21 protein-coding genes and 1 other RNA gene are annotated in these 23,201 nt (G+C 68.2%); 10 read left to right on the forward strand and 12 right to left on the reverse strand.

Going from position 1 to position 23,201, the window contains the following annotated elements:
• The first annotated feature begins 123 nt into the window (after window positions 1–123).
• The 5 genes from ruvC to BST28156_RS23305 all read left to right on the forward strand — a co-directional run bounded on the left by ruvC (window position 124) and on the right by BST28156_RS23305 (window position 4,796).
• A complete protein-coding gene (gene ruvC, locus BST28156_RS23285) occupies window positions 124–666 on the forward strand; it encodes a crossover junction endodeoxyribonuclease RuvC (RefSeq protein WP_009687692.1) in 543 nt (180 codons plus the stop codon).
• A 199-nt stretch (window positions 667–865) separates the two neighbouring features.
• Window positions 866–1,447 carry a Holliday junction branch migration protein RuvA gene (gene ruvA / locus BST28156_RS23290; RefSeq protein ID WP_174903453.1) on the forward strand — a complete coding sequence of 194 codons (582 nt, stop codon included), beginning with the start codon at window positions 866–868 and terminating at the stop codon, window positions 1,445–1,447.
• Window positions 1,448–1,556: 109 nt separating this feature from the next.
• The gene (gene ruvB, locus BST28156_RS23295; protein ID WP_060244969.1) at window positions 1,557–2,624 is read left to right on the forward strand and encodes a Holliday junction branch migration DNA helicase RuvB; all 1,068 of its coding nucleotides are present in this window, start codon (window positions 1,557–1,559) and stop codon (window positions 2,622–2,624) included.
• A 25-nt stretch (window positions 2,625–2,649) separates the two neighbouring features.
• Window positions 2,650–3,594, forward strand: coding sequence for an oxygenase MpaB family protein (locus BST28156_RS23300; RefSeq protein ID WP_174903454.1), 945 nt, complete (start codon window positions 2,650–2,652; stop codon window positions 3,592–3,594).
• A 113-nt stretch (window positions 3,595–3,707) separates the two neighbouring features.
• Complete coding sequence (locus tag BST28156_RS23305; RefSeq protein ID WP_174903455.1) at window positions 3,708–4,796, forward strand: ParB/Srx family N-terminal domain-containing protein; 1,089 nt, start codon at window positions 3,708–3,710, stop codon at window positions 4,794–4,796.
• A 59-nt stretch (window positions 4,797–4,855) separates the two neighbouring features.
• On the opposite strand, the gene BST28156_RS23310 is transcribed toward BST28156_RS23305, so the two are convergent.
• From BST28156_RS23310 to tyrS, 3 genes are read right to left on the reverse strand one after another with little or no spacing between them, the layout of a single operon-like run.
• On the reverse strand, window positions 4,856–5,518 hold the full coding sequence (locus BST28156_RS23310) for a histidine phosphatase family protein (RefSeq protein ID WP_060244965.1): 663 nt from the start codon (window positions 5,516–5,518) through the stop codon (window positions 4,856–4,858).
• Between the two features lie 23 nt (window positions 5,519–5,541).
• Window positions 5,542–6,000, reverse strand: coding sequence for a D-aminoacyl-tRNA deacylase (gene dtd, locus BST28156_RS23315; protein ID WP_009687901.1), 459 nt, complete (start codon window positions 5,998–6,000; stop codon window positions 5,542–5,544).
• Window positions 5,997–7,238 carry a tyrosine--tRNA ligase gene (tyrS, locus tag BST28156_RS23320; RefSeq protein ID WP_060244963.1) on the reverse strand — a complete coding sequence of 414 codons (1,242 nt, stop codon included), beginning with the start codon at window positions 7,236–7,238 and terminating at the stop codon, window positions 5,997–5,999. The genes dtd and tyrS overlap by 4 nt, the downstream gene beginning before the upstream one ends.
• 142 nt (window positions 7,239–7,380) lie before the next feature.
• Here tyrS and BST28156_RS23325 point away from each other — a divergent pair, with 142 nt between their 5' ends.
• Window positions 7,381–8,529: an anhydro-N-acetylmuramic acid kinase gene (locus tag BST28156_RS23325; RefSeq protein ID WP_174903456.1), complete on the forward strand. Its 1,149-nt coding sequence runs from the start codon at window positions 7,381–7,383 to the stop codon at window positions 8,527–8,529.
• A gap of 99 nt (window positions 8,530–8,628) precedes the next feature.
• On the opposite strand, the gene erpA is transcribed toward BST28156_RS23325, so the two are convergent.
• From erpA to rplM, 3 genes are all read right to left on the reverse strand, one after another.
• Entirely contained in the window at window positions 8,629–9,000 is a 372-nt protein-coding gene (erpA, locus tag BST28156_RS23330) for an iron-sulfur cluster insertion protein ErpA (protein ID WP_006401687.1), read from the reverse strand.
• A gap of 207 nt (window positions 9,001–9,207) precedes the next feature.
• On the reverse strand, window positions 9,208–9,600 hold the full coding sequence (rpsI, locus tag BST28156_RS23335; protein ID WP_009687897.1) for a 30S ribosomal protein S9: 393 nt from the start codon (window positions 9,598–9,600) through the stop codon (window positions 9,208–9,210).
• An 11-nt stretch (window positions 9,601–9,611) separates the two neighbouring features.
• A complete protein-coding gene (rplM, locus tag BST28156_RS23340; RefSeq protein ID WP_009687896.1) occupies window positions 9,612–10,040 on the reverse strand; it encodes a 50S ribosomal protein L13 in 429 nt (142 codons plus the stop codon).
• 315 nt (window positions 10,041–10,355) lie between these two features.
• Between rplM and BST28156_RS23345 the strand changes: the two genes are divergently transcribed.
• Both BST28156_RS23345 and BST28156_RS23350 read left to right on the forward strand, forming a co-directional pair.
• Window positions 10,356–10,652: a DUF1090 family protein gene (locus tag BST28156_RS23345; RefSeq protein WP_174903457.1), complete on the forward strand. Its 297-nt coding sequence runs from the start codon at window positions 10,356–10,358 to the stop codon at window positions 10,650–10,652.
• Between the two features lie 420 nt (window positions 10,653–11,072).
• Complete coding sequence (locus BST28156_RS23350) at window positions 11,073–11,537, forward strand: OsmC family protein (protein ID WP_080292842.1); 465 nt, start codon at window positions 11,073–11,075, stop codon at window positions 11,535–11,537.
• A gap of 68 nt (window positions 11,538–11,605) precedes the next feature.
• On the opposite strand, the gene rnpB is transcribed toward BST28156_RS23350, so the two are convergent.
• The 3 genes from rnpB to pyrC form a co-directional block, all read right to left on the reverse strand.
• An RNA gene (gene rnpB / locus BST28156_RS23355) (RNase P RNA component class A) lies at window positions 11,606–12,017 on the reverse strand.
• A gap of 12 nt (window positions 12,018–12,029) precedes the next feature.
• The gene (locus BST28156_RS23360; RefSeq protein WP_174903458.1) at window positions 12,030–12,917 is read right to left on the reverse strand and encodes a DUF3025 domain-containing protein; all 888 of its coding nucleotides are present in this window, start codon (window positions 12,915–12,917) and stop codon (window positions 12,030–12,032) included.
• Complete coding sequence (gene pyrC / locus BST28156_RS23365) at window positions 12,914–13,978, reverse strand: dihydroorotase (RefSeq protein ID WP_174903459.1); 1,065 nt, start codon at window positions 13,976–13,978, stop codon at window positions 12,914–12,916. Before pyrC ends, BST28156_RS23360 begins: the two co-directional genes overlap by 4 nt.
• A gap of 212 nt (window positions 13,979–14,190) precedes the next feature.
• Here pyrC and BST28156_RS23370 point away from each other — a divergent pair, with 212 nt between their 5' ends.
• Together BST28156_RS23370 and BST28156_RS23375 are read left to right on the forward strand one after the other, a co-directional pair.
• Window positions 14,191–15,105 carry a class II glutamine amidotransferase gene (locus tag BST28156_RS23370; protein ID WP_174903460.1) on the forward strand — a complete coding sequence of 305 codons (915 nt, stop codon included), beginning with the start codon at window positions 14,191–14,193 and terminating at the stop codon, window positions 15,103–15,105.
• Window positions 15,106–15,678: 573 nt separating this feature from the next.
• A complete protein-coding gene (locus BST28156_RS23375) occupies window positions 15,679–20,931 on the forward strand; it encodes an autotransporter outer membrane beta-barrel domain-containing protein (protein WP_174903461.1) in 5,253 nt (1,750 codons plus the stop codon).
• A 120-nt stretch (window positions 20,932–21,051) separates the two neighbouring features.
• On the opposite strand, the gene BST28156_RS23380 is transcribed toward BST28156_RS23375, so the two are convergent.
• Genes BST28156_RS23380 through BST28156_RS23390 form a run of 3 tightly spaced genes read right to left on the reverse strand, consistent with a single transcriptional unit; the run spans window position 21,052 to window position 23,191 of the window.
• Window positions 21,052–21,777 carry an amino acid ABC transporter ATP-binding protein gene (locus BST28156_RS23380; RefSeq protein ID WP_060244947.1) on the reverse strand — a complete coding sequence of 242 codons (726 nt, stop codon included), beginning with the start codon at window positions 21,775–21,777 and terminating at the stop codon, window positions 21,052–21,054.
• Entirely contained in the window at window positions 21,774–22,451 is a 678-nt protein-coding gene (gene gltK, locus BST28156_RS23385; RefSeq protein ID WP_060244945.1) for a glutamate/aspartate ABC transporter permease GltK, read from the reverse strand. The genes BST28156_RS23380 and gltK overlap by 4 nt, the downstream gene beginning before the upstream one ends.
• The gene (locus tag BST28156_RS23390) at window positions 22,451–23,191 is read right to left on the reverse strand and encodes an amino acid ABC transporter permease (protein ID WP_009690758.1); all 741 of its coding nucleotides are present in this window, start codon (window positions 23,189–23,191) and stop codon (window positions 22,451–22,453) included. Before BST28156_RS23390 ends, gltK begins: the two co-directional genes overlap by 1 nt.
• Between the last annotated feature and the right edge of the window lie 10 nt (window positions 23,192–23,201).

Genomic DNA, 23,201 nt, shown 5'->3' on the forward strand with positions numbered 1-23,201 from the left:
GCCGAAGCGGGCCGGCCGTGCGCTGCGCACGCGACTCGCCGGCCGCTCGGCCACGCACCGCATCGCGACGGCCCGCCGCACCTTTCGTTGTAGTATCGCTGCATCAGGCAATTCCCTCCTTACATGCGAATTCTCGGCATCGACCCAGGCCTGCGCGTCACCGGCTTCGGCGTCATCGACGTCAGCGGCCACCGTCTCGCGTATGTCACGAGCGGCGTGATCCGCACCCCGACGGCCGATCTGGCCACCCGGCTCGGCACGATCTTCCAGGGCGTCTCGACGCTCGTGCGCGAACACGCGCCCGACCAGGCCGCGATCGAAAAGGTGTTCGTCAACGTCAACCCGCAGTCGACGCTGCTGCTCGGCCAGGCGCGCGGCGCCGCGATCTGCGGCCTTGTCGCGGGCGGGCTGCCGGTCGCGGAATACACGGCGCTGCAGCTCAAGCAGGCCGTGGTCGGCTACGGCCGCGCGACCAAGGCGCAGATGCAGGAAATGGTCACGCGCCTGCTGAACCTGTCCGGGCAGCCCGGCTCCGACGCGGCCGACGCGCTCGGGATGGCGATCTGCCATGCGCACGGCGGCAATACGCTGTCGACGCTCGGCGGCCTCGCGCCGGCGCTCGCGAAGAAAGGGCTGCGCGTGCGGCGCGGGCGGCTCGTCGGCTGACGCGGCGCAGTGCAGCCGCACCGGCACCCGGCGCGAGCGGCGATACGGTGCCTGCACCCGATCCGCCCGGTGCGGCACCCCGCGCGCGCCGAGGCCGCACCGCCGTTTTCCCCCGCAAACCCCGAACGCCCGGCCCGACCGTCGGCTTTGCGCCGCGCGTGCGCTACACTCGCGCTTTCTTCCTCGCATCCCACCCTCCATGATCGGTCGCATCGCCGGCATCCTGCTCGAAAAGAATCCGCCTCACCTGCTCGTCGACTGCAACGGCGTCGGCTACGAAATCGACGTGCCGATGAGCACCTTCTACAACCTGCCGCAGACGGGCGAGCGCGTCGTGCTGCTGACGCAGCAGATCGTCCGCGAGGACGCGCACCTGCTGTACGGCTTCCTGACGCCGCAGGAGCGCACGACCTTCCGCGAGCTGCTGAAGATCACCGGCATCGGCGCGCGCATGGCGCTCGCCGTGCTGTCCGGCATGAGCGTGCAGGAGCTCGCGCAGGTCGTGACGATGCAGGACGCCGCGCGCCTGACGCGCCTGCCCGGCATCGGCAAGAAGACCGCCGAGCGCCTGCTGCTCGAGCTGAAGGGCAAGCTCGGCGCCGACCTCGGCGCACTCGCCGGCGAGGCTTCGCCGTCCGACCACTCGGCCGACATCCTCAACGCACTGGTCGCACTCGGCTACTCGGAAAAGGAAGGCCTCGCCGCGATCAAGAACGTGCCGGCCGGCACCGGCGTCTCCGAGGGCATCAAGCTCGCGCTGAAGGCACTGTCGAAGGTCTGACGCCGGCCCGCAGCCGGCTGTCGAAGCCAGTGTCGCGCGGCGGCGAGGCGCGCGCCAGTCGGCCGTTCGGCCAGCTGGGCACGACCGCGCCGCGCGGTACAATGCCCGCATGATTGAAACCGACAAACTCGCCGCCGAGCGGATCATCGCCGCCACGCCCGCCTCGTCGCACGAGGAGGTGTTCGAACGCGCGCTGCGGCCGCGCCAGCTCGACGACTACGTCGGCCAGGAAAAGGTGCGCGGCCAGCTCGAGATCTTCATCGAGGCCGCGAAGCGACGTTCCGAGCCGCTCGACCATGTGCTGCTGTTCGGGCCGCCCGGCCTGGGCAAGACCACGCTCGCGCACATCATCGCGCGCGAGATGGGCGTGAACCTGCGCCAGACGTCGGGCCCCGTGCTCGAACGCGCGGGCGATCTGGCCGCGCTGCTGACCAACCTCGAAGCGAACGACGTGCTGTTCATCGACGAAATCCACCGGCTGTCGCCGGTCGTCGAGGAAATCCTGTATCCGGCGCTCGAGGACTACCAGATCGACATCATGATCGGCGAAGGGCCGGCCGCACGCAGCGTAAAGCTCGACCTGCAGCCGTTCACGCTGGTCGGCGCAACCACCCGCGCGGGGATGCTGACCAACCCGCTGCGCGACCGGTTCGGGATCGTCGCGCGCCTCGAGTTCTACGATGCCGACCAACTGTCGCGCATCGTGCGGCGCTCGGCATCGCTGCTGAACGCGCAGATCGACCCGAACGGCGCGCTGGAAATCGCCCGGCGCTCGCGCGGCACGCCGCGGATCGCGAACCGGCTGCTGCGCCGCGTGCGCGACTATGCGGAAGTGAAGGCCGACGGCCAGATCACGGCGGCCGTCGCCGACGCCGCGCTCGCGATGCTCGACGTCGATCCGGTCGGCTTCGACCTGATGGACCGCAAGCTGCTCGAAGCGATCCTGCACAAGTTCGACGGCGGCCCGGTCGGCATCGACAACCTCGCCGCCGCGATCGGCGAGGAGCGCGACACGATCGAGGACGTGCTCGAGCCGTACCTGATCCAGCAGGGCTTCCTGCAGCGCACGCCGCGCGGCCGCGTCGCGACGCTGCTCACGTATCGCCACTTCGGGCTCGCGGCGCCCGATGCCGGCAATGCCACGCGCGGCGTGTGGGACACGCCGGACGCGCAGTAGCCCACCGCCCGACCGGCTGCCCGCCATGACGACGCCGCACAGCCCCCACCCCGCCGCCTCCGGCCCGCGCTGGGTCGAGCAGCTGCGCAAGCGGGTCGTGGCCGGCGTCACGCACCTGACCACGGGCAGCGGCCCGACCCTCGACTATTCGTCGCCGCCCGGCGATCCGGGGCTGTTCGGCCCCGACGCGGTCTGCTGGCGCGTGCATGCGGATTTCACGTCGATGATGACGGGCGGCATTGCCGCGCTGCTGCTGCAGGCGCTCCACCCGCTTGCGCTCGCGGGCGTCTGGGATCATTCGTCGTTTCGCACCGACATCCTCGGCCGGCTGCGGCGCACCGCGACGTTCATTTCCGGCACGACATTCGGCAGCCGCGAAGACGCGCTCGCGCTGATCGAGCGCGTGAAGGCGATCCACGCGCATATCTCGGGCACCGCGCCCGACGGGCGGCCATACCGCGCCGACGATCCCGCGCTGCTGACGTGGGTGCATGTCGCCGAGGTGTCGAGCTTTCTGGCCGCGCACCTGTGCTACGTGAACCCGGCGCTGCCCGGCGACCTGCAGGACCGCTACTACGCGGAAACCGCGCAGATCGCCGAGCGGCTCGGCGCGCGGGACGTGCCGCGCTCGCGCGCGGAAATCGCCGCGTATCTGGCGCGCATGCAGCCGGAACTCGAGGCCGGGCCTCGCACCTTCGAAGTAATGCGCATCCTGCTGAATGCGCCCGTCGCGAAACCCGCGCTGCGGCCCGCCGCGACGCTCGTGATGCAGGCCGGCATCGACCTGCTGCCGCCGTGGGCGCAGCAGCGGCTCGGCGTGTCGAGGTTCGCGCCGCTGCGGCGCGCGGTGGTGCGTCCCGGCGTGCGCGCCGTCGCGCCCGTGCTGCGCTGGGCGCTGATCAACGGCGTGTCGAAGCGCGCGCGACGCCGCGCGACCGCGACGCCGCCCGGCGACCATCCGTCCGCCTGACGATCCTTCCGATCATTTCAATTTGCTGTCAAATTCCTGTGACAAGCTGACGGGCTTGCATCCGCGTGCGCTCGTCCTGCGCGCGGCCCACCCACCGACACCCGATGCCCGCGATGCCCCGTCTGCCGATCCGTTTCGCCGCTGCCGCCAGCCTGTCCACCGTTCTCGCCCTCGCCGCCTGCGGCGGTGACGACGTCGCGTCCGTCACGCACGCCGACGCACAGACGCCGCCCGCCGTCACGCCGCAGCCCGGCAAGTGGCAAGCCGTCCGCGCGGGCGACCTGCTCGACGTCACGCTCGGCGATCTGCACCCGACGCAGGGCGCGATCGGCTACGACCAGATCTACTACAAGCTCGGCCGCTACGAACTGCAGCCCGACAAGAAGTTCGACGACTTCTGTGCGGACGAAGGCCTCGGCGGCGTCGCGTCGAGCGGCTACACCGCGCAGTCGACGCTGCGCGACACCGCGAGCTACGCGTGCACGACCACCGACGCGAACGCGCGCGACCGCTCGGTGCTGAATCCCGTCGTGATCGGCCCGAACGGCGACACGCTGTACCTGACCGACGGCCATCACGGCCTGTCCACCTACTACGAGACGCCCGACGGCGGCCCGGCGCTGCACGTGCATGTGGTCGTCAAGGACAACCTGAGCGCGTACTCCGGCGACGCGTTCTGGCAGCAGATGCAGAGCCGCGGCTACCTGCGCCTGAAGGACGGCGACGGCCAGCCGATCACGACCGCACAACTGCCGACCGGGCTCGGGCTGAAGCTCGGGATGACGAACGATCGCTACCGGTCGCTCGTCTATTTCACGCGCGACATCGGCTACAGCAAGCCCGCGCAGGCGACCGACTATCTCGAGTTCTACTGGGCCGACTGGCTGCGCGCGCAACCGGGCACGTTCGCGCTCGCCGGCTACGACCTGACGCGCATCGGCACTACCGATCCCGATCCCGCGAAGGCCGATACCGGTTATGCGAATGCGGTGTGGAATGCGTCGATGCTGATGGTCGCGGCCACGGACCCGGTGATCGACGGCAAGACGGGTGCCGACCTCGGACGCGCCGACGCGATCAACGGCGGCAAGAAATACGGCAAGGGGGAATTCGACAAGCTGCGCCAGCCGATCACGGCCGACAAGCCGGGCAAGCTCGCGTACGCGCTCGACTACAAGGCGCGCCACGCGCTGCCGCAGTAAAGCAGCGCGCCCGCAATCGTGCACGCGCCCCGGCCGGCCAAGCCGGCGGGGCCGGGCGCTCAGAGCACCTTCCGGTATCCGTCGTCGTCGCTGGCCGCGTCCAGATGCGATATGTCGGCCCACTGCACGACCTGCGCGCGGCCGTCCACGTAATCGACGACGTTGATGCTCGTGTTGAGCAGCGGATAGTTGCGCGGCGCGGCCAGCTCGATCCCGTTCGCGAAGCGATACACGCAATCGAGCACGCCGCCGTGCGCGACGCACGCGATCCGGCCGCCCGGATGTGCGGCGACGATCGGCTCGATCGCATGCAGCACGCGATGATAGAACGCGCGCTGCGACTCGCCGCCTTCCGGCTCGAAACCCGGATCGCGCGTCTGCCACGCCGCATATGCATCGGGAAACAGCGTTTCGATCTCCGCGCTGTCATGCCCCTGGAACACGCCGTACGCGCGCTCGCGCAGGCCTTCGCGCAGGATCAGCGGCAGCCCCAGCGCGGCAGCGAACGGCTGCGCGGTCTGTTGCGCACGCATCAGGTCGCTCGAATAGACCGCGTCGATGCGCGCGCCGTCGCGCGCGTCGCGTTCGAGGCGCGCGGCAAGCCGCTGCGCCTGCGCGAGCCCCGTGTCGGCCAGCGGGATGTCGATATGGCCCTGGATGCGCTTGATGCGGTTCCAGGCCGTCTCGCCGTGGCGGATGAAGAGGATCTGCGTGGTGGCCATCGCGAGGCGTCTCCGGCGGGGAATCAGGGCCGCACTTGCAGCCAGAACGTCACGGGCCCGTCGTTGACGAGCGAGACCTGCATGTCGGCGCCGAATTCGCCGGTCTCGACGACCGGATGGCGCGCACGCGCGGCCGCGACGAAATAGTCGAACAGGCGCGCGCCCTCGTCGGGCGGCGCGGCGGGCGTGAAGCTCGGACGCAGGCCGCTGTTGGTATCGGCCGCGAGCGTGAACTGCGACACGAGCAGCAGGCCGCCCGCGCGTCCTTCACCGTCGATGTTCGACACCGGCAGGTTCATCTTGCCGGCCGCGTCGCTGAACACGCGGTAGCCGAGCACCTTCGCGAGCAGCTTGTCGGCCGCGGCCTCGGTGTCGCCGCGCTCCGCGCAGACGAGCGCGAGCAGGCCTGCGCCGATCTCGCCCGTGGTGCGCGCGCCGACCCGCACGTCGGCGCGCTTCACGCGCTGGATCAGCGCGATCATGCGGTCAGCGTGACGCGTGCGAAGCGGCGCTTGCCGACCTGCACGACGAACTCGCCGGCCTCGACCTTCAGGCCCTTGTCCGACACCGTCGCGCCGTCGATCTTCACGCCGCCCTGCTCGATGTTGCGCAGCGCTTCGCTGGTCGACGGCACGAGACCCGCCTGCTTCAGCAACTGGCCGATCGCGAGCGGTGCGCCCGCGAGCGTGACCGACGGAATGTCGTCCGGCACGCCGCCCTTCGCGCGGTGGTTGAAGTCTTCCAGCGCCCGCTCGGCATCGGCTTGCGAGTGAAAGCGCGCGACGATTTCCTGCGCGAGCAGCACCTTGAAATCGCGCGGATTGCGGCCGCCCTCGATCTCGCGCTTGAAGCCGGCGATCTCGTCCATGCTGCGGAACGACAGCAGTTCGAAGTAACGCCACATCAGCGTGTCGGAAATACTCATCAGCTTGCCGAACATGTCGGTCGGCTTCTCGCTGATGCCGACGTAGTTGCCCTTCGACTTCGACATCTTCTCGACGCCGTCGAGCCCTTCGAGCAGCGGCATCGTCAGAATGCACTGCTGTTCCTGGCCGTACTGCTTCTGCAGCTCGCGACCGACCAGCAGGTTGAACTTCTGGTCGGTGCCGCCGAGTTCGAGATCGGCGTTCAGCGCGACCGAGTCGTAACCCTGCATCAGCGGGTACAGGAATTCGTGGATCGAGATCGGCACGCCACCCTGGAAGCGCTTCGTGAAGTCCTCGCGTTCGAGGATCCGCGCGACCGTGTAGCGCGACGCGAGCTTGATCATCCCGTCCGCGCCGAGCGGCATCGACCACTCGCTGTTGTAGCGGATCTCGGTCTTGTCGCGGTCGAGCACGAGCGCGGCCTGCTCGAAGTAGGTCTTCGCGTTCGCCTCGATCTGCTCGCGCGTGAGCGGCGGGCGCGTCGCGTTGCGGCCCGAGGGATCGCCGATCAACGACGTGAAATCGCCGATCAGGAAGATCACCGTATGGCCGAGGTCCTGCAGCTGACGCATCTTGTTCAGCACGACCGTATGGCCGATGTGGATGTCGGGCGCGGTCGGGTCGAGGCCGAGCTTGATGCGCAGCGGCGTGCCGGTGGCCGCGCTGCGCGCGAGCTTCTGCGCGAACTCCTCCTCGATCAGCAGCTCGTCGACGCCGCGCTTCGTGACGGCGAGCGCATGCCGGACTTCGTCGGTGATCGGGAATACGGGCTTGGAACTGGGTTCGGTGCTCATCGGTGCCAGGAAGAATGTCGCAAAAACAGGGATTTTCCCATAACTTGCGCGCGCATCGCTTAACGGCGCGCCGCGTTGCGCGGATAATCGGGCGCAAGACGCGCGGCACCGGCCCGCGCCGCAGGCTTCAGGAGGATCCAACGTGCCGCAACGACATCCGCAAACCGACCATCCGGCCGACGGCATCTACTTCGGGCTGATGTCGGGAACCAGCATGGACGGCGTCGACGGCATCGCCGTGCGCTTCGAGGCCGACCGCGCGCCGGTCGTGCTCGCCGAGGCGTTCGTCGGCTTCGCGCAGTCGCTGCGCGACGCGCTGTTCGCGCTGCAGCAGCCGGGCGACAACGAGATCGACCGCGAATCGGTGGCCGCGAACGCGCTGGTCGCGCGCTACGCGGTGTGCTGCCACGAATTGCAGCGCACGGCCGGCCTGTCGCCGGACGACGTCCGCGCGATCGGCGTGCACGGCCAGACGGTGCGCCACCGCCCGGAGCGCGGCTATACGCGGCAGCTCAACAACCCGGCGCTGCTCGCCGAACTCGCGCATGTCGACGTGATCGCCGATTTCCGCAGCCGCGACGTCGCGGCCGGCGGCCACGGCGCGCCGCTCGCGCCGGCGTTCCACGCGACGGTATTCGGTACGCCGGGCGAGACGCGCGTCGTCTGCAATCTCGGCGGGATCAGCAACATCACGATCCTGCCCGGCGAAGGCGGCGACGTGCGCGGCTTCGACTGCGGCCCCGCGAACGCGCTGATCGATGCGTGGGCGACCCGCCACCTCGGCAAGCCGTACGACGACGGCGGCAAGTTCGCCGCGCGCGGCAGCGTGCATGCGCCGCTGCTCGACGCGCTGCTCGACGAGCCCTACTTCACCGCGCCGCCGCCGAAAAGCACCGGGCGCGACCTGTTCAATCCCGCGTGGCTCGACGCGAAGCTCGCCGCGTTCGCGCAGGTGTCGCCCGAGGACGTGCAGGCGACGCTGACCGCGCTCACCGCAGTATCGGTCGCCCGCGAGATCGCGCAGCATGCGCGCGACTGCCAGGCGGTGTTCGTGTGCGGCGGCGGCGCACGCAATCCGGTGCTGCTCGCCGCGCTCGCGAACGCGCTGCGCGATGCCGGCGTGCTGGCCACGGTCGATACCACGGCCGCGCTCGGCGTACCGCCGCAGCAGGTCGAATCGCTCGCGTTCGCGTGGCTCGCGTACCGCTTCACCGCGCGCCAGCCGGGCAACCTCGCCAGCGTCACCGGCGCGGCCGGCGAGCGCGTGCTCGGTGCGCTGTACCCGCGTTAAAGACGACACGGCGCAGCTCACGCCGCGCACGGGCATAAAAAAACGGGGCATGAAGCCCCGTTTTTGATTCCGGCGAACCGGATGGGATCCGTCGCGCGCTCAGACCGAGAACGACGAGCCGCACCCGCAGGTGGTCGTTGCGTTCGGGTTCTTGATCACGAACTGCGCGCCATTGAGGTCGTCCTTGTAGTCGATCTCGGCGCCGACCAGGTACTGGTAGCTCATCGAGTCGATCAGCAGCTGGACGCCGTTCTTGTTCATCACGGTGTCGTCCTCGTTGACTTCCTCGTCGAACGTGAAGCCATACTGGAAGCCGGAGCAGCCGCCACCCTGCACGAACACGCGCAGCTTCAGGTCGGGATTGCCCTCTTCGTCGATCAGTTGCTTGACCTTGTCGGCCGCGGCGTCGGTGAAGACGAACGGTGCCGGCATTTCGGTCGTCGTTGCTGCGGATTCGGTAACAGCGTTCATTGCGAACTCTCCAAAAAGCTTTAGCCGCTATTGTAGGGCCGATCAGAAGATCGTGCTGATGTCCATGAAATCAATAGGTTCTTGTCGATTTCATCAAGCGTGCGCGCGGCCGGCCGTCGCCGCGCGCGCATAAAAAAACCGCCAGCGCGAAAGCTGGCGGTTTTTCCGGCGGACGCCGCCCGGAAGCGGCGCGGCCATGAAGCGAAATTAACGCTTCGAGAACTGCTTCGCGCGGCGTGCCTTGCGCAGACCGACCTTCTTACGCTCGACTTCACGTGCATCGCGCGTGACGAAGCCTGCGTTCGACAGCGACGGCTTCAGCGTCGCATCGTAGTCGATCAGTGCACGGGTGATGCCGTGGCGCACTGCGCCTGCCTGGCCCGTTTCACCGCCGCCCGTCACGTTCACCTTGATGTCGAACGTCTGGCCGTGGTTCGTGAGTTCCAGCGGTTGACGCACGATCATCAGCGACGTTTCGCGCGAGAAGTAGTCAGCGATGGGCTTGCCGTTGACGATGATGTCGCCCTTGCCAGCCTTGATGAAGACACGTGCGACTGCGCTCTTGCGGCGGCCCGTACCGTAGTTCCAGTTACCGATCATGTGGGCTCCCCTTAGATCTCGAGCGCCTTCGGCTGTTGAGCCGAGTGCGGATGCGTCGCTTCTGCGTAGACCTTCAGCTTCTTGATCATCGCGTAGCCGAGCGGGCCCTTCGGCAGCATGCCCTTGACCGCCTTCTCGAGCGCGCGGCCCGGGAAGCGTTCCTGCATCTTGCCGAACGTCGTTTCATAGATACCGCCCGGGTAGCCCGAGTGACGGTAGTACTTCTTGTCCAGAGTCTTGTTGCCCGTGACCTTCAACTTGCTCGCGTTGATGATGATGATGAAATCACCGGTGTCGACGTGCGGGGTGAACTCAGGCTTGTGCTTGCCGCGCAGACGGCGTGCCACTTCGCTGGCAACACGGCCGAGAACCTTATCCGTCGCGTCAATCACGTACCATTCGCGCGTCACCTCATGGGCTTTTGCGGAAAACGTCTTCATGATCGATCCAAAAAAAATGCTTTGCCCGATGTGTTCTTCCTGCTTGTCTGAGTGCGCTTCGAGGCGCGGTGCAGGCTCTCCCTGTTCTTTTTCCGTGGGCATGAATGCGGAAAAGCCCTGAATTATAAAGGAAATACGGCGTCGCGGTCAAAGAGAATCCATACCGCGGTGTCCAGCGTGCCCGAAATCGGCCAAAATCCGGTCGTGCCCCGACCAGCCAGGCGAACCGAGCGCCCGGGGAGGCACCCATCGACGCGCGGCACATGACCTTGCCGCGCCCCGACCGGCCGCATGCGGAAAACAACAAACACGCTTATGAAACAACGACTTGCACCCTTCTTCGCGGCCACGCTGCTGGCCGCCGCGGCGCCCGCCGTCGCCGCCCACACCGGCTGCGAAGCCAAGCTCGACGCGCTCGATGCGCGCATCGCCGAGGCCCGCGCCGCCCATGCCGAAGACCGGATCGCGCGCCTGCGCGCGGTGCGCGAACGCGTGCGCCACTTCTGCGCGCGCGCCCACGGCCACGCGTCGGCAGCGGCCGCGCCTGCGGCCCGCCCGCGCGGCGCACCGCCCGGCGCGCCATCGCAATCGGCCGCGCAGCAACCCGCGTAGCGGTATCGGGGCGCGCAAACTGCGCGCCGATGTTTGCACGGGACGAAAAAAAGCCCGAACGGCTGGTTCGGGCTTAATCCACCTTAGGAGGAGGGTGGAGGAGACATTCGGAGGTTGCCGCAGCGCGACAACCAATGAGACGCATTATACGAACGCGTCGCCGACTTCACAAGAAAATTTGCATTGCGAAATCGAAAACCATAATGCGAAATATCGGGTCAGCACTCGAAAATCCGGATTTCCCCTTATGAATCAATCGATTGAAGCAGGATCGACGAAGCTGCGACCGTGCCCATCTAGAGTAAAACCCCTAAACCCGACAGGGAAATGGCCGTTCGGCAGCCGCTCGCGCGGCCGATGCGCCGGTGCGGCGTTCCGGCTCCTGCGGCGCATCAGCCGGGCGTGGCGCGGCGGGCTACAATGCCGGATCGAATTCGAATCAGGCAACGCTGGAGCGCAAGCATGGAATGCAAAGTAAGCTGGATGGGTCAGGACGGCATGGCATTTTCCGCCCAGACCGGAAGCGGCCACCTCGTCGCGATGGACGGTGCGCCCGAGGGCGGCGGTCACAACCTCGCGCCGCGTCCGATGGAAATGGTGCTGGTCGGCACCGGCGGCTGCACCGCGTACGACGTCGTACTGATCCTGAAGAAGAGCCGCCAGGACGTCACCGGCTGTTCGGTCACGCTGAAGGCCGAGCGCGCCAGCGAAGATCCGAAGGTGTTCACGAAGGTCCACTTCCACTTCACCGTCACGGGCCGCAACCTGAACCCGGCCACGGTCGAGCGCGCGATCAACCTGTCGCACGACAAGTACTGCTCCGCGTCGATCATGATCGCGAAGACGGCCGAACTCACGCATTCGTTCGACATCGTCGCAGCCTGAGCGCACGGCGCGCACATGAACGAAGGGCCGACGCTCCTCGCGGAGCGCCGGCCCTTCGTGTATTCGAGCGGCAAAGCAGGCCGATAAGCCGGATTCTGTGCACGCGGCGCACCGAAGCGCGCCGCGCGTGGCAGCCATTCCTCTAGGCGCGCCATTGCTGACGCGCTCAAGCTTCCTACCCGCAGACGAGACGGGGGCCCCGTCCTGCATCCGAAAATGCGCGCCTGCCTACTTGGAATTGCTCCGGGTGGAGGTTACCGTGCCGGCGAACGTCGCCGTCGCCGCGGTGCGCTCTTACCGCACCGTTTCACCCTTACCTGATCCCGGCTTGCGCCGGGCCATCGGCGGTTTGCTTTCTGTTGCCCTGTTCCGCGTGTCGCCACGGATGGCCGTTAGCCATCACCCTGCCCTGTGGAGTCCGGACTTTCCTCGCCCCCGCCTGCCCGAAGGCGGCGAGGCCGCGACTGCCTAGCCTGCTTTGCGACGCGCATTCTAGCACTGCGCGCCGCCGCCGGCAGCGCGCGTGCGGCGGCCGCTGCGGAAGACGGCCGTATCCGCGTAGAACGCCGGGTCGGCGTTCGCCGCCCACCAGCCCGGCACGCCCAGCACCGGCAGCGGCGAGAAATCGCGGCTCGTCAGGTTGCGCGCCGCGAGTTCGCCGGCCACTTGCGCATCGACATGCGCGGCGCGCCGTGCGTCCGGCCACGAAAAATAGTCGGCACTCACTTCGACGATCCATGCGTGCGCGGTGCAGGACTTGTAAGGCGCGACGAGCTTTTCGAGCAGCGCATGGCCGACGAGCCGCACCTCGCAGCGCGCGCCCCACGCATCGCGCGCGGCCACCAGCAGCCGCGGCCAGTCGAAGCCGCGCAGCGCGTCGGCGAGTGCGCGGTCGGCGGTCACGAACAGCGCCGCGTTCTCGTCGAACAGCGTCAGCGCGTCGCGCAACGGCCCGCGCACGGGCCCGACGCCGCCCGCCGCGTCGATCGCCGCGGCCTGGCGCGCATTCAGCGCGGCCTTGATGCGCGGATACGCGAGCCAGACGAGCGCATTGAAGAAATCGTGGAGATTGTGCCGGGTCGGCACGCCGCCGGTGGCGGCGATATGGGTCTCGTAGGCGACGCCGGGCGGCAGTTCGGCCTGCGGCACGAAGCGCAGCGGCTTGCCGCGGCCGCTGACGCGCGCGCCATTACCGAGTGCGCCGAGGGCGCCGTTCAGCGCATCGAGCATCGCGGCGGCGCCGGCCAGCGCGGCCGCCTGCACGGCGCGGCCCGGCGGCGCATAGCCGGCGAGCCAGGGCGCGGACCAGTCGATCCGCGCGAAATCGGCCGCCCCGCCGCCGGCCGCATGGCCGGCGTCACGCGGCGGCGCGCCGCTCACGCGAGTTTCCAGCCGAGCGTCTCGCCTGCGCGCAGCGGCACGACCGGCGTATCGCCCGCGAAAACCTCGCGCGGCAGTTCCCAGGTTTCGCGGCGCAGCGTGATCGTCTCGGTGCTGTGCGGCAGCCCGTAGAAATCGGCGCCGAAGCGGCTCGCGAAATTTTCCAGCTTGTCGAGCGCGCCGGCCTGGTCGAACGCTTCCGCATACAGCTCGAGCGCGTGCAGCGCCGTATAGCAGCCCGCGCAGCCGCATGCGGTTTCCTTCGCGTCGCGCGCGTGCGGCGCGCTGTCGGTGCCGAGGAAGAAGCGCGGGTTGCCGGAGGTCGCCGCTTCGACCAGCGCGACGCGATGCGTCTCGCGCTTCAGCACCGGCAGGCAGTAGTAATGCGGGCGGATCCCGCCGACGAACAGCGCGTTGCGGCTGTACAGCAGATGCTGCGGCGTGATCGTCGCGCCGAGCAGGCCCGGCGCCGCGTCGGCGTCGCGCACGTAGTCGGCGGCGTCCTTCGTCGTGATGTGCTCGAACACGACCTTCAGGCCCGGGAAATCGCGACGCAGCGGCGTCATCACGCGGTCGATGAAGACCTTCTCGCGATCGAACATGTCGACCGCCGGATCGGTCACCTCGCCGTGCACGAGCAGCGGCATGCCGGTTTCCTGCATCGCTTCGAGCGCCTTCGCGCACTTCGCGAGATCGCTGACGCCGTGATCGGAGTTCGTCGTCGCGCCGGCCGGGTACAGCTTCACGCCGTGCACGAAGCCGCTCGCGCGCGCGCGGCGGATTTCGTCGGGCGACGTGTTGTCGGTCAGGTACAGCGTCATCAGCGGCTCGAACGCCATGCCGGCCGGCAGCGCGGCGAGGATCCGCTCGCGATAGGCCTGCGCATGCGCGGTGGTCGTGACCGGCGGCTTCAGGTTCGGCATGACGATCGCGCGGGCGAACTGGCGCGCGGTATGCGGCAGCACGGCGGCCAGCATGTCGCCGTCTCGCAGATGCAGGTGCAGGTCGTCGGGACGGGCGAGCGACAGCGTCGCCGGAGAGGTAGCGTTCGAGGCAGTCATAGGAGGCGTCGTGAGGAACGGGCTGGAACGGGCGGACGACGGCGGGGCCGGAACGCGCGTGCGCGGGCCGACTGACGGCAAACCGCAACACGGGGCCTTCGGCCGGCGGAATCCGCTTTTTACCGCTCCGGGCTCGGTGATATGCTAGAACCCGCATTGTACCGGGGTTCACCCGGTTCGTTACCCCGCTTCGACCAGCCGCCCCAAGTAAAATGTGCCAACTCCTAGGAATGAACTGCGCCGCGCCGACGGACGTCACATTCTCCTTCACAGGTTTCGCGGCCCGGGGCGGGCTCACCGATCACCACGCCGACGGCTGGGGGATCGCCTTCTTCGAAGACAAGGCCTGCCGCCTGTTCATCGACCAGCAGGCGTCGGCGACATCGCCGATCGCCGAAATGGTCAAGCGCTACCCGATCAAGTCGAAGAACACGATCGCGCACATCCGCAAGGCCACGCAGGGGCACATCCTGCTCGAGAACAGCCATCCGTTCATGCGCGAGCTGTGGGGACGGCACTGGATCTTCGCGCATAACGGCGATCTGCAGGACTACGAACCCGACCTCGAAGGCAGCGTCTACCACCCGGTCGGCACGACCGACAGCGAGCAGGCGTTCTGCGTGCTGATGCAGGGGTTGCGCGAAGCGTTCCCGGGCGCGCAGCCGCCGCTGCCGGAGCTGTTCGAGCGCGTCGGCGAACTGACGCGCGGGATCACCGATCACGGCGTGTTCAACTTCCTGATGTCGAACGGCCAGGCGCTGTTCGCGCACTGCTCGACGCGGCTGCACTACCTGGTGCGCCGCTGGCCGTTCTCGACCGCGCATCTGGTCGACGAGGACCTGTCGATCGACTTCGCGAAATACACGACGCCCGAGGATCGCGTCGCGGTGATCGCGACCCAGCCGCTCACCGACAACGAAGTCTGGACCGCGTTCGAGCCGGGCGAGCTGATCATGTTCCAGTGCGGCGACGTCGCGGCGCGAATGCAGATTCCGGTGCCGGAGCGCGTGCTCGAGAAGCTGCGCAACCCGTCGCTCGACCCGTCCGCGTCCGCGCCGTGCGACACGCGGCGCGCGGCGCTCGCGGAAGGCGCCGACGCCGACACCGACGACGCAATCGATTTCTGAACGCGGCGCGCGGCCGTCGCGCGCCGTTTCTGCACGCCCGAGCGCTGCATTTCGCGGCCGAAATCCCTGCCCCGCCCGTTTCCGTTTCATCCGGACCACAATTCAGCAAATCGGCGCGCCGCCCCGCAATATTCACTTGATTTTATTAATTTTCAAGCGAAAATAATCCATATGCGAAACAAAAAATCGCGATCCGCTAAAAGCACATAATCCGGAAACCCTATTTTAACGCATCGAAATTTGCCGAACCGTGCGTCAGCCCACCGATTCGGCAATTCCCCGCCCCGCCGACGATCCCCGCCAAACCATTGTCCACAAAGGCTTTCGGTTCGTACGATCACACATTTCAGAAATACCGGATTTAATCGGCATTAACGCCACGATTTTAATTTTTTTGATAATCGACCGCTTACGCAGTCAGTAGACTCCCCTCATCCTCGGTGTAGCGAAATGCGACTGGCGCAGCAAGCCGCCACGGTCGCCGCATGTCCATTCCGGATATTGATTCACCGCGGAACGCGCTTTCACCGTATCGCGGTGAATACCACTTCAAAAGAAAAAGAGGGGCATGTCGTGAATCACTCATTTCGATCGATATGGAGCGAGACCACCGGGTGCTGGGTCGCAGTGGCGGAAACATCGCGGGCGCGCGGCAAGCGTTCGGGCAGCCGGTCCGGCGGCAGCATCGTCGCATCGGCGAGCGCCAACCGGCCGCGACTGCGCGTCGCCGCGCTGGGCGCCGCATTGACTACCTTGGCCGCGCTGTCCTCCGGCGCCGCGTACGCGTCGAGTTGCGGCAACGGCGCGCCGGTCGCGACGGGCGGCACCTGCGCAATCGGCAGCTACGGCCCGGTCGCGAACGACAACCTGGCCGGTGCCGCGACCGTCTCGGGCGGCGACAGGGTCGGCGTCACCGGCGCATGGACAGGCGCCACCGGCGACGCCGGCTACACGATGGTGCCGCTCGGCAGCGCGTCGACCGTGTCGGGCGACCCGAGCCAGCCGCAACTGTCGCTCGGCGGCAAGACGCAGAGCGTCAGCACGCCCGACTCGATCACCGGCACCCATACGTCGATCGCAACCTACAACTCGTCGGAATTCGCCGCGTCGAGCGCAGGCTCGGTCGACGTCCCCGTCTATCACGACGTGAACGGCAACCAGTACCTGAACACGCGCATCGGCACGGTCGCCGACACCGGCGGCACGCTCGACGTGTCGATCGGCAATCCGGCGAATGCGCCGGCGGCGGCCGGCAATGCGATCACGATGGCGGCCAAGCAGACCGACCTGACCTTCGCGGACGGCACCGGCGCGGCGCCGAGCGTCGTCAACTGGAATTCGCGCAACCAGGTCTGGTTCACCACCGGTGACTATCTCGCGAACGGCGGCCCGGTCGGCAGCATCCAGCTCGATGTGCCGACCTACGCCGGCACCTTCACCGCGTTCGACGGCAGCACCTGGACCGTCACCGATGCCGCGTCGCTCGCCGCGTACAACGACTTCCTGGTGCGCTCGATCCAGAGCGGCGCGCTCGGCTCGCAGGCCGCCTACGACAGCGCGTTCGGCCAGGCCGTCACGATCTCGACGGAAACCTTCCAGTACGCGAACGACGTGTCCGCGGGCGACAAGAACGCGCTGCCGATCGATCACCTGTCGGTCATGCACGGCACCGGCGCGAACGCGACGCTGCATATCGGCACGGGCGGCCAGATCGACTTTCGCGGCACCAACACGATCGACTCGAGTTCGGCCGTGCTCGCGGAACACGGCGCGCATTTCGTCAACGACGGCAGCCTGTCGGGCGACTTCACGCTGGTCCGCCTGCTGAGCGGCGCAAGCGGCGTCAACAACGGCGCGATCTCCGCAGGTTACGCGGCCGGCGACAACTTCAACACGGGCGGCAGCGCAGCGCCCGACAACTTCGGCTTCGGCGCATATACCGAAGGCTTCGGCGTCTATGCGGACGGCAAGGGCACGACCTTCGTCAACAACGGCGTGATGAACGTCGGTGCGTGGACGCTGAACGGCGACCACCCGGACCTGCAGAGCTACGCAGTGGCCGTGACGGGCGGCGCCGCCGCGTCGAACGCCGGCACGATCAACGTCGGCGTCAATGCGACCACGCTCGACAGCCAGGTGATCGGCGGGCTCGTCGCCGGCGGCAGCTTCACGAACGAAGCCGGCGGCACGATCTATCTCGGCCGCGCCGCGCAGTACGACGGCGCGGCGCCGGAAGCCGCGAACGACGTCGCACTGTCCGCGCATGCGTACGGCGTGCTGCTCGGCCAGTCCGGCACCGCGAGCAACCTCGGCACCATCGTGATCGGCTCGCAGACGCAGAACGGCGCCGCGATGGCAAGCATCGGCTCGACCGCCGGCACGCTGACCAACGCCGGCACGATCGCCGTCAACGGCGCGGCGCCGGGCACGCCGCTCGCCAACGTCGGCATGCTCGCGGCCAACAGCGGCGCGACCGTGACCAACACCGGCACCATCACGCTGAACGGCGTGAACGGGATCGGCATCATGGTGGTCGGCAACGGCGCGACCGCGACGTCCGCGACCTCGACCGGCACGATCGACGTGGCCGGCGCGCTCGACCCGGCGTCGGACATGCGCAACTACGGCGTGTGGGCCGAAGGGCCGAACGCGACGGCCCGGCTCGACGGCGCGCTGAACCTGACGGGCAACGGCGCGATCGGCGTGCACGCGCGCGCCGGCGCGACCATCGACGTCGGCGCCAACGCGGTGCCGGACTTCGTGTCGGGCACCAACCAGATCGGCTTCTACGCGTATGGCGCGGGCTCGAAGATCAACGTGGCCGCGCAGAATCTCACGGTCGGCACCGACGATTCGACGCTGTTCCGCGTCGCGGGCGGCGCAGCCTATACGGGCGCATCGACGGCCGGCACGCTGACGACCAACGTCGACGGCCAGCACGCGCGCGGCGTGCTCGCGACCGACGCCGGCACCACGCTGTCGACCGGCGACGCGGTCTACAACGTCAACGGCGCGAACGGCATCGCCGTCGCGGTCGAAGGCGGCGCGACCGGCACGATCGACGCAGGCGCGACGATCAACCTGAATGCGGCCGGCGCGATCGCGGGCGTCGTCGACGGCCAGCCGCACGACCTGTCCGGCGCGAATGCCGGTGCACCGGTCGCGACGACGCTGACCAACGAGGCCGCCGTCACGTCGTCGACCGCGGGCGTGACGGGCTTCGTCGCACAGAACCTCGGCACGCTCGATAACCGCAACACCGTGCTGCTGACAGGCGCCGGCTCGACCGGCGTGGTGGTCGGCACGCAGGGCACGGTGAACAACGCATCGACGATCCGCGTGTCCGACGGCACCGGCGCGCTCGTGCAGGGCGCGTCGGCGACGCTGACCAACACGGGCTCGATCGAGGCCGACGACGGCATCGCCGGCATCCACCTGACGGGCGCCGGCGCGTCGGTCGCGCTGTCGGGTGCGGGCACCGTCGCCGCGAACGGCAGCGCCGACGGCGTGCTGATCGACTCGACCGTGTCGGACGGCGGCATCGCGGCCGGCGCAACGTCGATCGCGGTCGGCGGCTCGGGCAAGGGCATCGACAACCTGGGCACCCACACGACGATCGTGCTGTCGGGCACGCAGATCGGCACGACCGGCACCGGCGCCGACGGCCTGTCGTCGAGCGGCGCCGGCGCGCGGATCTCGACCGATGCCGCCACACGCGTGCACACCGCCGGCGACGGCGCGCGCGGCATGGTCGTGTCGGGCACGGACTCGACGCTGGCAGCCGGCGGCACGACCGTCGCGACGGCCGGCGCCGGCGCAGCCGCGCTCGTCGTCGGCAACGGCGCGACGGCGCTGCTGTCGGGCACGAAGATCGGCACGGCCGGCGCCGCGGCCGACGGCCTCGTCGCGCAGAACGGCGGCCGCATCGCCGATACGGGCTCGTCGATATCGAGCGCGGCCGGCCGCGGCGCAACCGCGGACAGCGGCGGCACGCTCGCGCTGACGGGCACGACGCTCAAGGGCGCGACGGCCGGCGTGCTGACCTCGGACACGCTCGCGACCGGCGCGACGAGTTCGGTGCTCGTCGACGGCGGCAGCGTGACGTCGATCGGCGGGCCGGCATTCGCCGCGCGCGGCGGCGCCGCCGACATCGCAGTGCGCAACGGCACGGTCGTGACGGCCGGCAACGGCACGCTGCTGGATCTGTCGAACGGCAGCCAGGCGACCTTCGACGCGTCGGCGGTGAACCTGACCGGCGACATCGTCTCCGACGCATCGAGCACCGGCAACGTGTTCCTGACCCAGCGCACGACGCTGACCGGCCGGATCGACCCGGTCGCGCTGACGGTCGACGGCACGAGCACGTGGAACATGACGGCAAGCTCGGTGCTGAGCAGCCTGACGAACGCGGGCACGGTCGCCTTCGCCGCACCGACCGGCTCGCCGGCGCTGACCGGCAGCTACAAGACGCTGACGACCGGCAGCTACGTCGGCAACGGCGGCACGATCGCGCTGAACACGTTCCTCGGCGCCGACGCGTCGCCGACCGACCGCGTGATCGTCAGCGGCGGCGCCGCGAGCGGCACGACCGGCCTGAAGATCGCCAACACGGCCGGCACCGGCGCGCAGACGACCGGCGACGGGATTCCGGTGGTCGTCACGGCCAACGGCGGCACGACCACCGCGTCGGCGTTCCATCTCGCCGGCCCCGTGCAGGCCGGCGCGTACGAATACCGGCTCTACCGCGGCGGCCAGGGCGACGCGAACGGCTGGTATCTGCGCTCGCAGCTCGACCCGACCGACCCGGGCGATCCGGTCGGCCCGTCCGGCAGCGGCAACGGCAACGGCGGCAATCTCGCCTATCGTCCGGGCGTCTCCGGTTACGCGTTGACGCCGCTGCTCAACGCCGACTACGGCTTCTCGACGCTCGGCAAGCTGCACGAGCGCGTCGGCGACGTCTACAACCTCGAGAAGCAGCAGCCCGGCAACCGCGACGGCGTGTGGGGGCGCATCGGCGGCCAGAGCCTCGATGCGAACGCAGGACGCTTCGCGGCCGACGAGCGCACGTTCTTCGCGCAGCTCGGCAAGGACTGGACGCTCGACCAGACGCCCAACGGCGGCAGCACGCACGCGGGCGTGACCGCGACCATCGGCACGTCGAACGCGAGCTTCACCGACCTCGCACGCAGCGACACGCCGGACCTGTCGACGTCGACCGGTTCGGTGCAGATGCATGCGCAGAGCATCGGCGGCTACTGGACGAAGTATCTGTCCGACGGCACGTACTTCGACAGCGTCGGCCAGGTCACGCACTACGGCAACCGCTATCGCGACAGCTACGGCAACGAAGCGTCGCAGAACGGCTTCGGCGTCGCGCTGTCGCAGGAGGTCGGCAAGCCGTTCGCGGTCGGCGGCACGCCGATCGCGGTCGAGCCGCAGGCGCAGCTGATGTACCAGTACCTGAAGCTCAACGGCTTCAGCGACAACGTGTCGGCCGTATCGGGCACGACCAGCAACGCGCTGCGCGGGCGCGTCGGCGTGCGCATCTTCCGGCCGAACCTCGAGTCGAACGCAGGCGGCGGCGCCGCGACGCCGTACTTCACGGCCGACGTGCTGCACGACTTCCTGTCGCCGGGCCAGACCGTCGTCGGCGGCACGCCGTTCGCGACGCACCTGGGCCGCACGTGGTACGAACTCGGCGTCGGCGTGACCGCGGGCTTCGGCAAGTCGGGCGAGCTGTACGCGAACGCGAAGTACGCGCGCAATATCGGCGGGTCGTACCGGCGCGGCATCGTCGGGCAGGTCGGCTATCGGTACAGCTGGTAGCCGTCCGGCGCGACGGCTGCCCGGCGGCGCGCGGCACCGGCGCCGCCGGCCGACGAAAAAAAACCGCCCGGCGCACTGCCGGGCGGTTTCTGCATGACCGCGGGAAACCCGCGGCGACGCTCAGTGCAGGATCTTCGCGAGGAAGTCCTTCGCGCGCTCCGATTTCGGGTTCGAGAAGAAGTCGTCCTTGCGGTCGTCCTCGACGATCGCGCCCTTGTCCATGAAGATCACGCGGTGCGCGACCTTCTTCGCGAAGCCCATCTCGTGCGTGACGACCATCATCGTCATCCCTTCCTGCGCGAGTTCGACCATCACGTCCAGCACTTCGTTGATCATCTCCGGATCGAGCGCGGACGTCGGCTCGTCGAACAGCATCGCGATCGGGTCCATCGACAGCGCGCGCGCGATCGCGACCCGCTGCTGCTGGCCGCCCGACAGCTGGCCCGGGAACTTGTGCGCATGCGCCTTCAGGCCGACGCGGTCGAGCAGCTTCAGCCCCTTCTCGGTCGCCTCGTCCTTGCTGCGGCCGAGCACCTTGACCTGCGCGAGCGTCAGGTTCTCGGTGATCGACAGATGCGGGAACAGCTCGAAATGCTGGAACACCATGCCGACCTTCGAGCGCAGCTTCGACAGGTTCGTCTTCTTGTCGCCGACCGACTGGCCGTTCACGAGGATCTCGCCCTGCTGGAACGGCTCGAGGCCGTTCACGGTCTTGATCAGCGTCGACTTGCCCGAGCCCGACGGCCCGCACACGACGACCACCTCGCCCTTCTTCACTTCGGTCGTGCAGTCGGTGAGAACCTGAAACTGGCCGTACCACTTCGAAACGTTCTTGATGGAAATCATCTTGTGACCTTTTTCTGGAGACCTTTGACGAGGGCAGACGCCACCGAGCAAATCACGAAATAGCAGGCGCCGGCGAACAGCACCATCTCGACGGTGGTGCCGTCGCGATCGCCGATGTTGGCGGCCGTGCGGAAGAAGTCCGCGAGGCTGATCACGTACACGAGCGACGTGTCCTGGAACAGCACGATCGCCTGCGTGAGCAGCAGCGGCACCATCGCGCGAAACGCCTGCGGCAGGATCACGAGGCGCATCGCCAGCCCGTAGTTCATGCCGAGCGCGAACGCGGCGTTCACCTGCCCGCGCGGCACCGCCTGGATGCCGGCGCGGATGATCTCCGAATAATACGCGGCTTCGAACAGCGAGAACGCGACCATCGCCGACGCAAGCCGGATGTCGATCGTCGGCGACAGCCCGAGCACGCCCTGCAGCACCTGCGGCACGATCAGGAAGAACCACAGCAGCACCATCACGAGCGGGATCGAGCGGAACACCGTCACGTACGCCTTCGCGAACCATGCGAGCGGCTTCACGCCCGACAGCCGCATCAGCGCCAGCAGCGTGCCCCAGACGATCCCGACCACGATCGCGATCAGCGTGATCTTGAACGTGACGATCGCGCCGGTCCAGAGCGTCGGCAGCGCGCCGGGAATACTACTCCAGTCGAACTGATGCATCACTTGCCTCCGATGTAGCCGGGCAGCCGCGTGCGGCCTTCGATCCAGCGCATGAACGCCATCACGACGAGGTTGATGAGCACGTAGGCGAGCGTGACCGCGATGAACGACTCGTAGGTCTGCGCGGTGTAGTCGACGAGCTGGCGCGCCTGCGCGGACAGGTCGAGCAGGCCGATCGTCGACGCGACCGCCGAGTTCTTGAAGATGTTCAGGAACTCGGACGTGAGCGGCGGCACGATGATCCGGTACGCGACCGGCAGCAGCACGTAGCGATACGTCTGCCACTGCGTGAAGCCCATCGCGAGACCGGCGGCGCGCTGGCCCTTCGGCAGCGCGTTGATCCCCGAGCGCACCTGTTCGCACACGCGCGCGCCGGTGAACAGCCCGAGACAGACGATCGACGCAGTGAAGAACTGCGTGCCGGGCGGCAACTGCTTGATCCAGGTGCCGATCGATGCGGGCAGCAACTCGGGCACGACGAGGTACCAGATGAAGAACTGCACGATCAGCGGAATGTTGCGGAAGATCGACACGTACACGGTGCCGATCGCGGACAGCCATTTGTTCGGCACGGTGCGCAGCACGCCGAACAGCGAACCGACGATCAGCGCGATGACCCAGGCGACGAGCGACACCTCGATCGTCACCCAGAAGCCGGACATCAGCCATCCGAAATAAGTCGTCGGCTCGCCGGTCGAGACGGGGCTCAGGAAAATGCCCCAGTTCCAGTGGTATGACATGGGCAGGACT

The organism is Burkholderia pseudomultivorans (assembly GCF_902499075.1).
GTDB classification, from domain to species: domain Bacteria; phylum Pseudomonadota; class Gammaproteobacteria; order Burkholderiales; family Burkholderiaceae; genus Burkholderia; species Burkholderia pseudomultivorans.

What these genes read in the sequence shown, in the direction of transcription:
- ruvC (WP_009687692.1), top strand. Translation starts at nt 124, where the DNA reads ATGCGAATTCTCGGCATCGACCCAGGCCTGCGCGTCACCGGCTTCGGC.
- ruvA (WP_174903453.1), top strand. Translation starts at nt 866, where the DNA reads ATGATCGGTCGCATCGCCGGCATCCTGCTCGAAAAGAATCCGCCTCAC.
- ruvB (WP_060244969.1), top strand. Translation starts at nt 1,557, where the DNA reads ATGATTGAAACCGACAAACTCGCCGCCGAGCGGATCATCGCCGCCACG.
- BST28156_RS23300 (WP_174903454.1), top strand. Translation starts at nt 2,650, where the DNA reads ATGACGACGCCGCACAGCCCCCACCCCGCCGCCTCCGGCCCGCGCTGG.
- BST28156_RS23305 (WP_174903455.1), top strand. Translation starts at nt 3,708, where the DNA reads ATGCCCCGTCTGCCGATCCGTTTCGCCGCTGCCGCCAGCCTGTCCACC.
- BST28156_RS23310 (WP_060244965.1), bottom strand. Translation starts at nt 5,518, where the DNA reads ATGGCCACCACGCAGATCCTCTTCATCCGCCACGGCGAGACGGCCTGG.
- dtd (WP_009687901.1), bottom strand. Translation starts at nt 6,000, where the DNA reads ATGATCGCGCTGATCCAGCGCGTGAAGCGCGCCGACGTGCGGGTCGGC.
- tyrS (WP_060244963.1), bottom strand. Translation starts at nt 7,238, where the DNA reads ATGAGCACCGAACCCAGTTCCAAGCCCGTATTCCCGATCACCGACGAA.
- erpA (WP_006401687.1), bottom strand. Translation starts at nt 9,000, where the DNA reads ATGAACGCTGTTACCGAATCCGCAGCAACGACGACCGAAATGCCGGCA.
- rpsI (WP_009687897.1), bottom strand. Translation starts at nt 9,600, where the DNA reads ATGATCGGTAACTGGAACTACGGTACGGGCCGCCGCAAGAGCGCAGTC.
- rplM (WP_009687896.1), bottom strand. Translation starts at nt 10,040, where the DNA reads ATGAAGACGTTTTCCGCAAAAGCCCATGAGGTGACGCGCGAATGGTAC.
- BST28156_RS23345 (WP_174903457.1), top strand. Translation starts at nt 10,356, where the DNA reads ATGAAACAACGACTTGCACCCTTCTTCGCGGCCACGCTGCTGGCCGCC.
- BST28156_RS23350 (WP_080292842.1), top strand. Translation starts at nt 11,073, where the DNA reads ATGCCGGATCGAATTCGAATCAGGCAACGCTGGAGCGCAAGCATGGAA.
- pyrC (WP_174903459.1), bottom strand. Translation starts at nt 13,978, where the DNA reads ATGACTGCCTCGAACGCTACCTCTCCGGCGACGCTGTCGCTCGCCCGT.
- BST28156_RS23370 (WP_174903460.1), top strand. Translation starts at nt 14,191, where the DNA reads ATGTGCCAACTCCTAGGAATGAACTGCGCCGCGCCGACGGACGTCACA.
- BST28156_RS23380 (WP_060244947.1), bottom strand. Translation starts at nt 21,777, where the DNA reads ATGATTTCCATCAAGAACGTTTCGAAGTGGTACGGCCAGTTTCAGGTT.
- gltK (WP_060244945.1), bottom strand. Translation starts at nt 22,451, where the DNA reads ATGCATCAGTTCGACTGGAGTAGTATTCCCGGCGCGCTGCCGACGCTC.
- BST28156_RS23390 (WP_009690758.1), bottom strand. Translation starts at nt 23,191, where the DNA reads ATGTCATACCACTGGAACTGGGGCATTTTCCTGAGCCCCGTCTCGACC.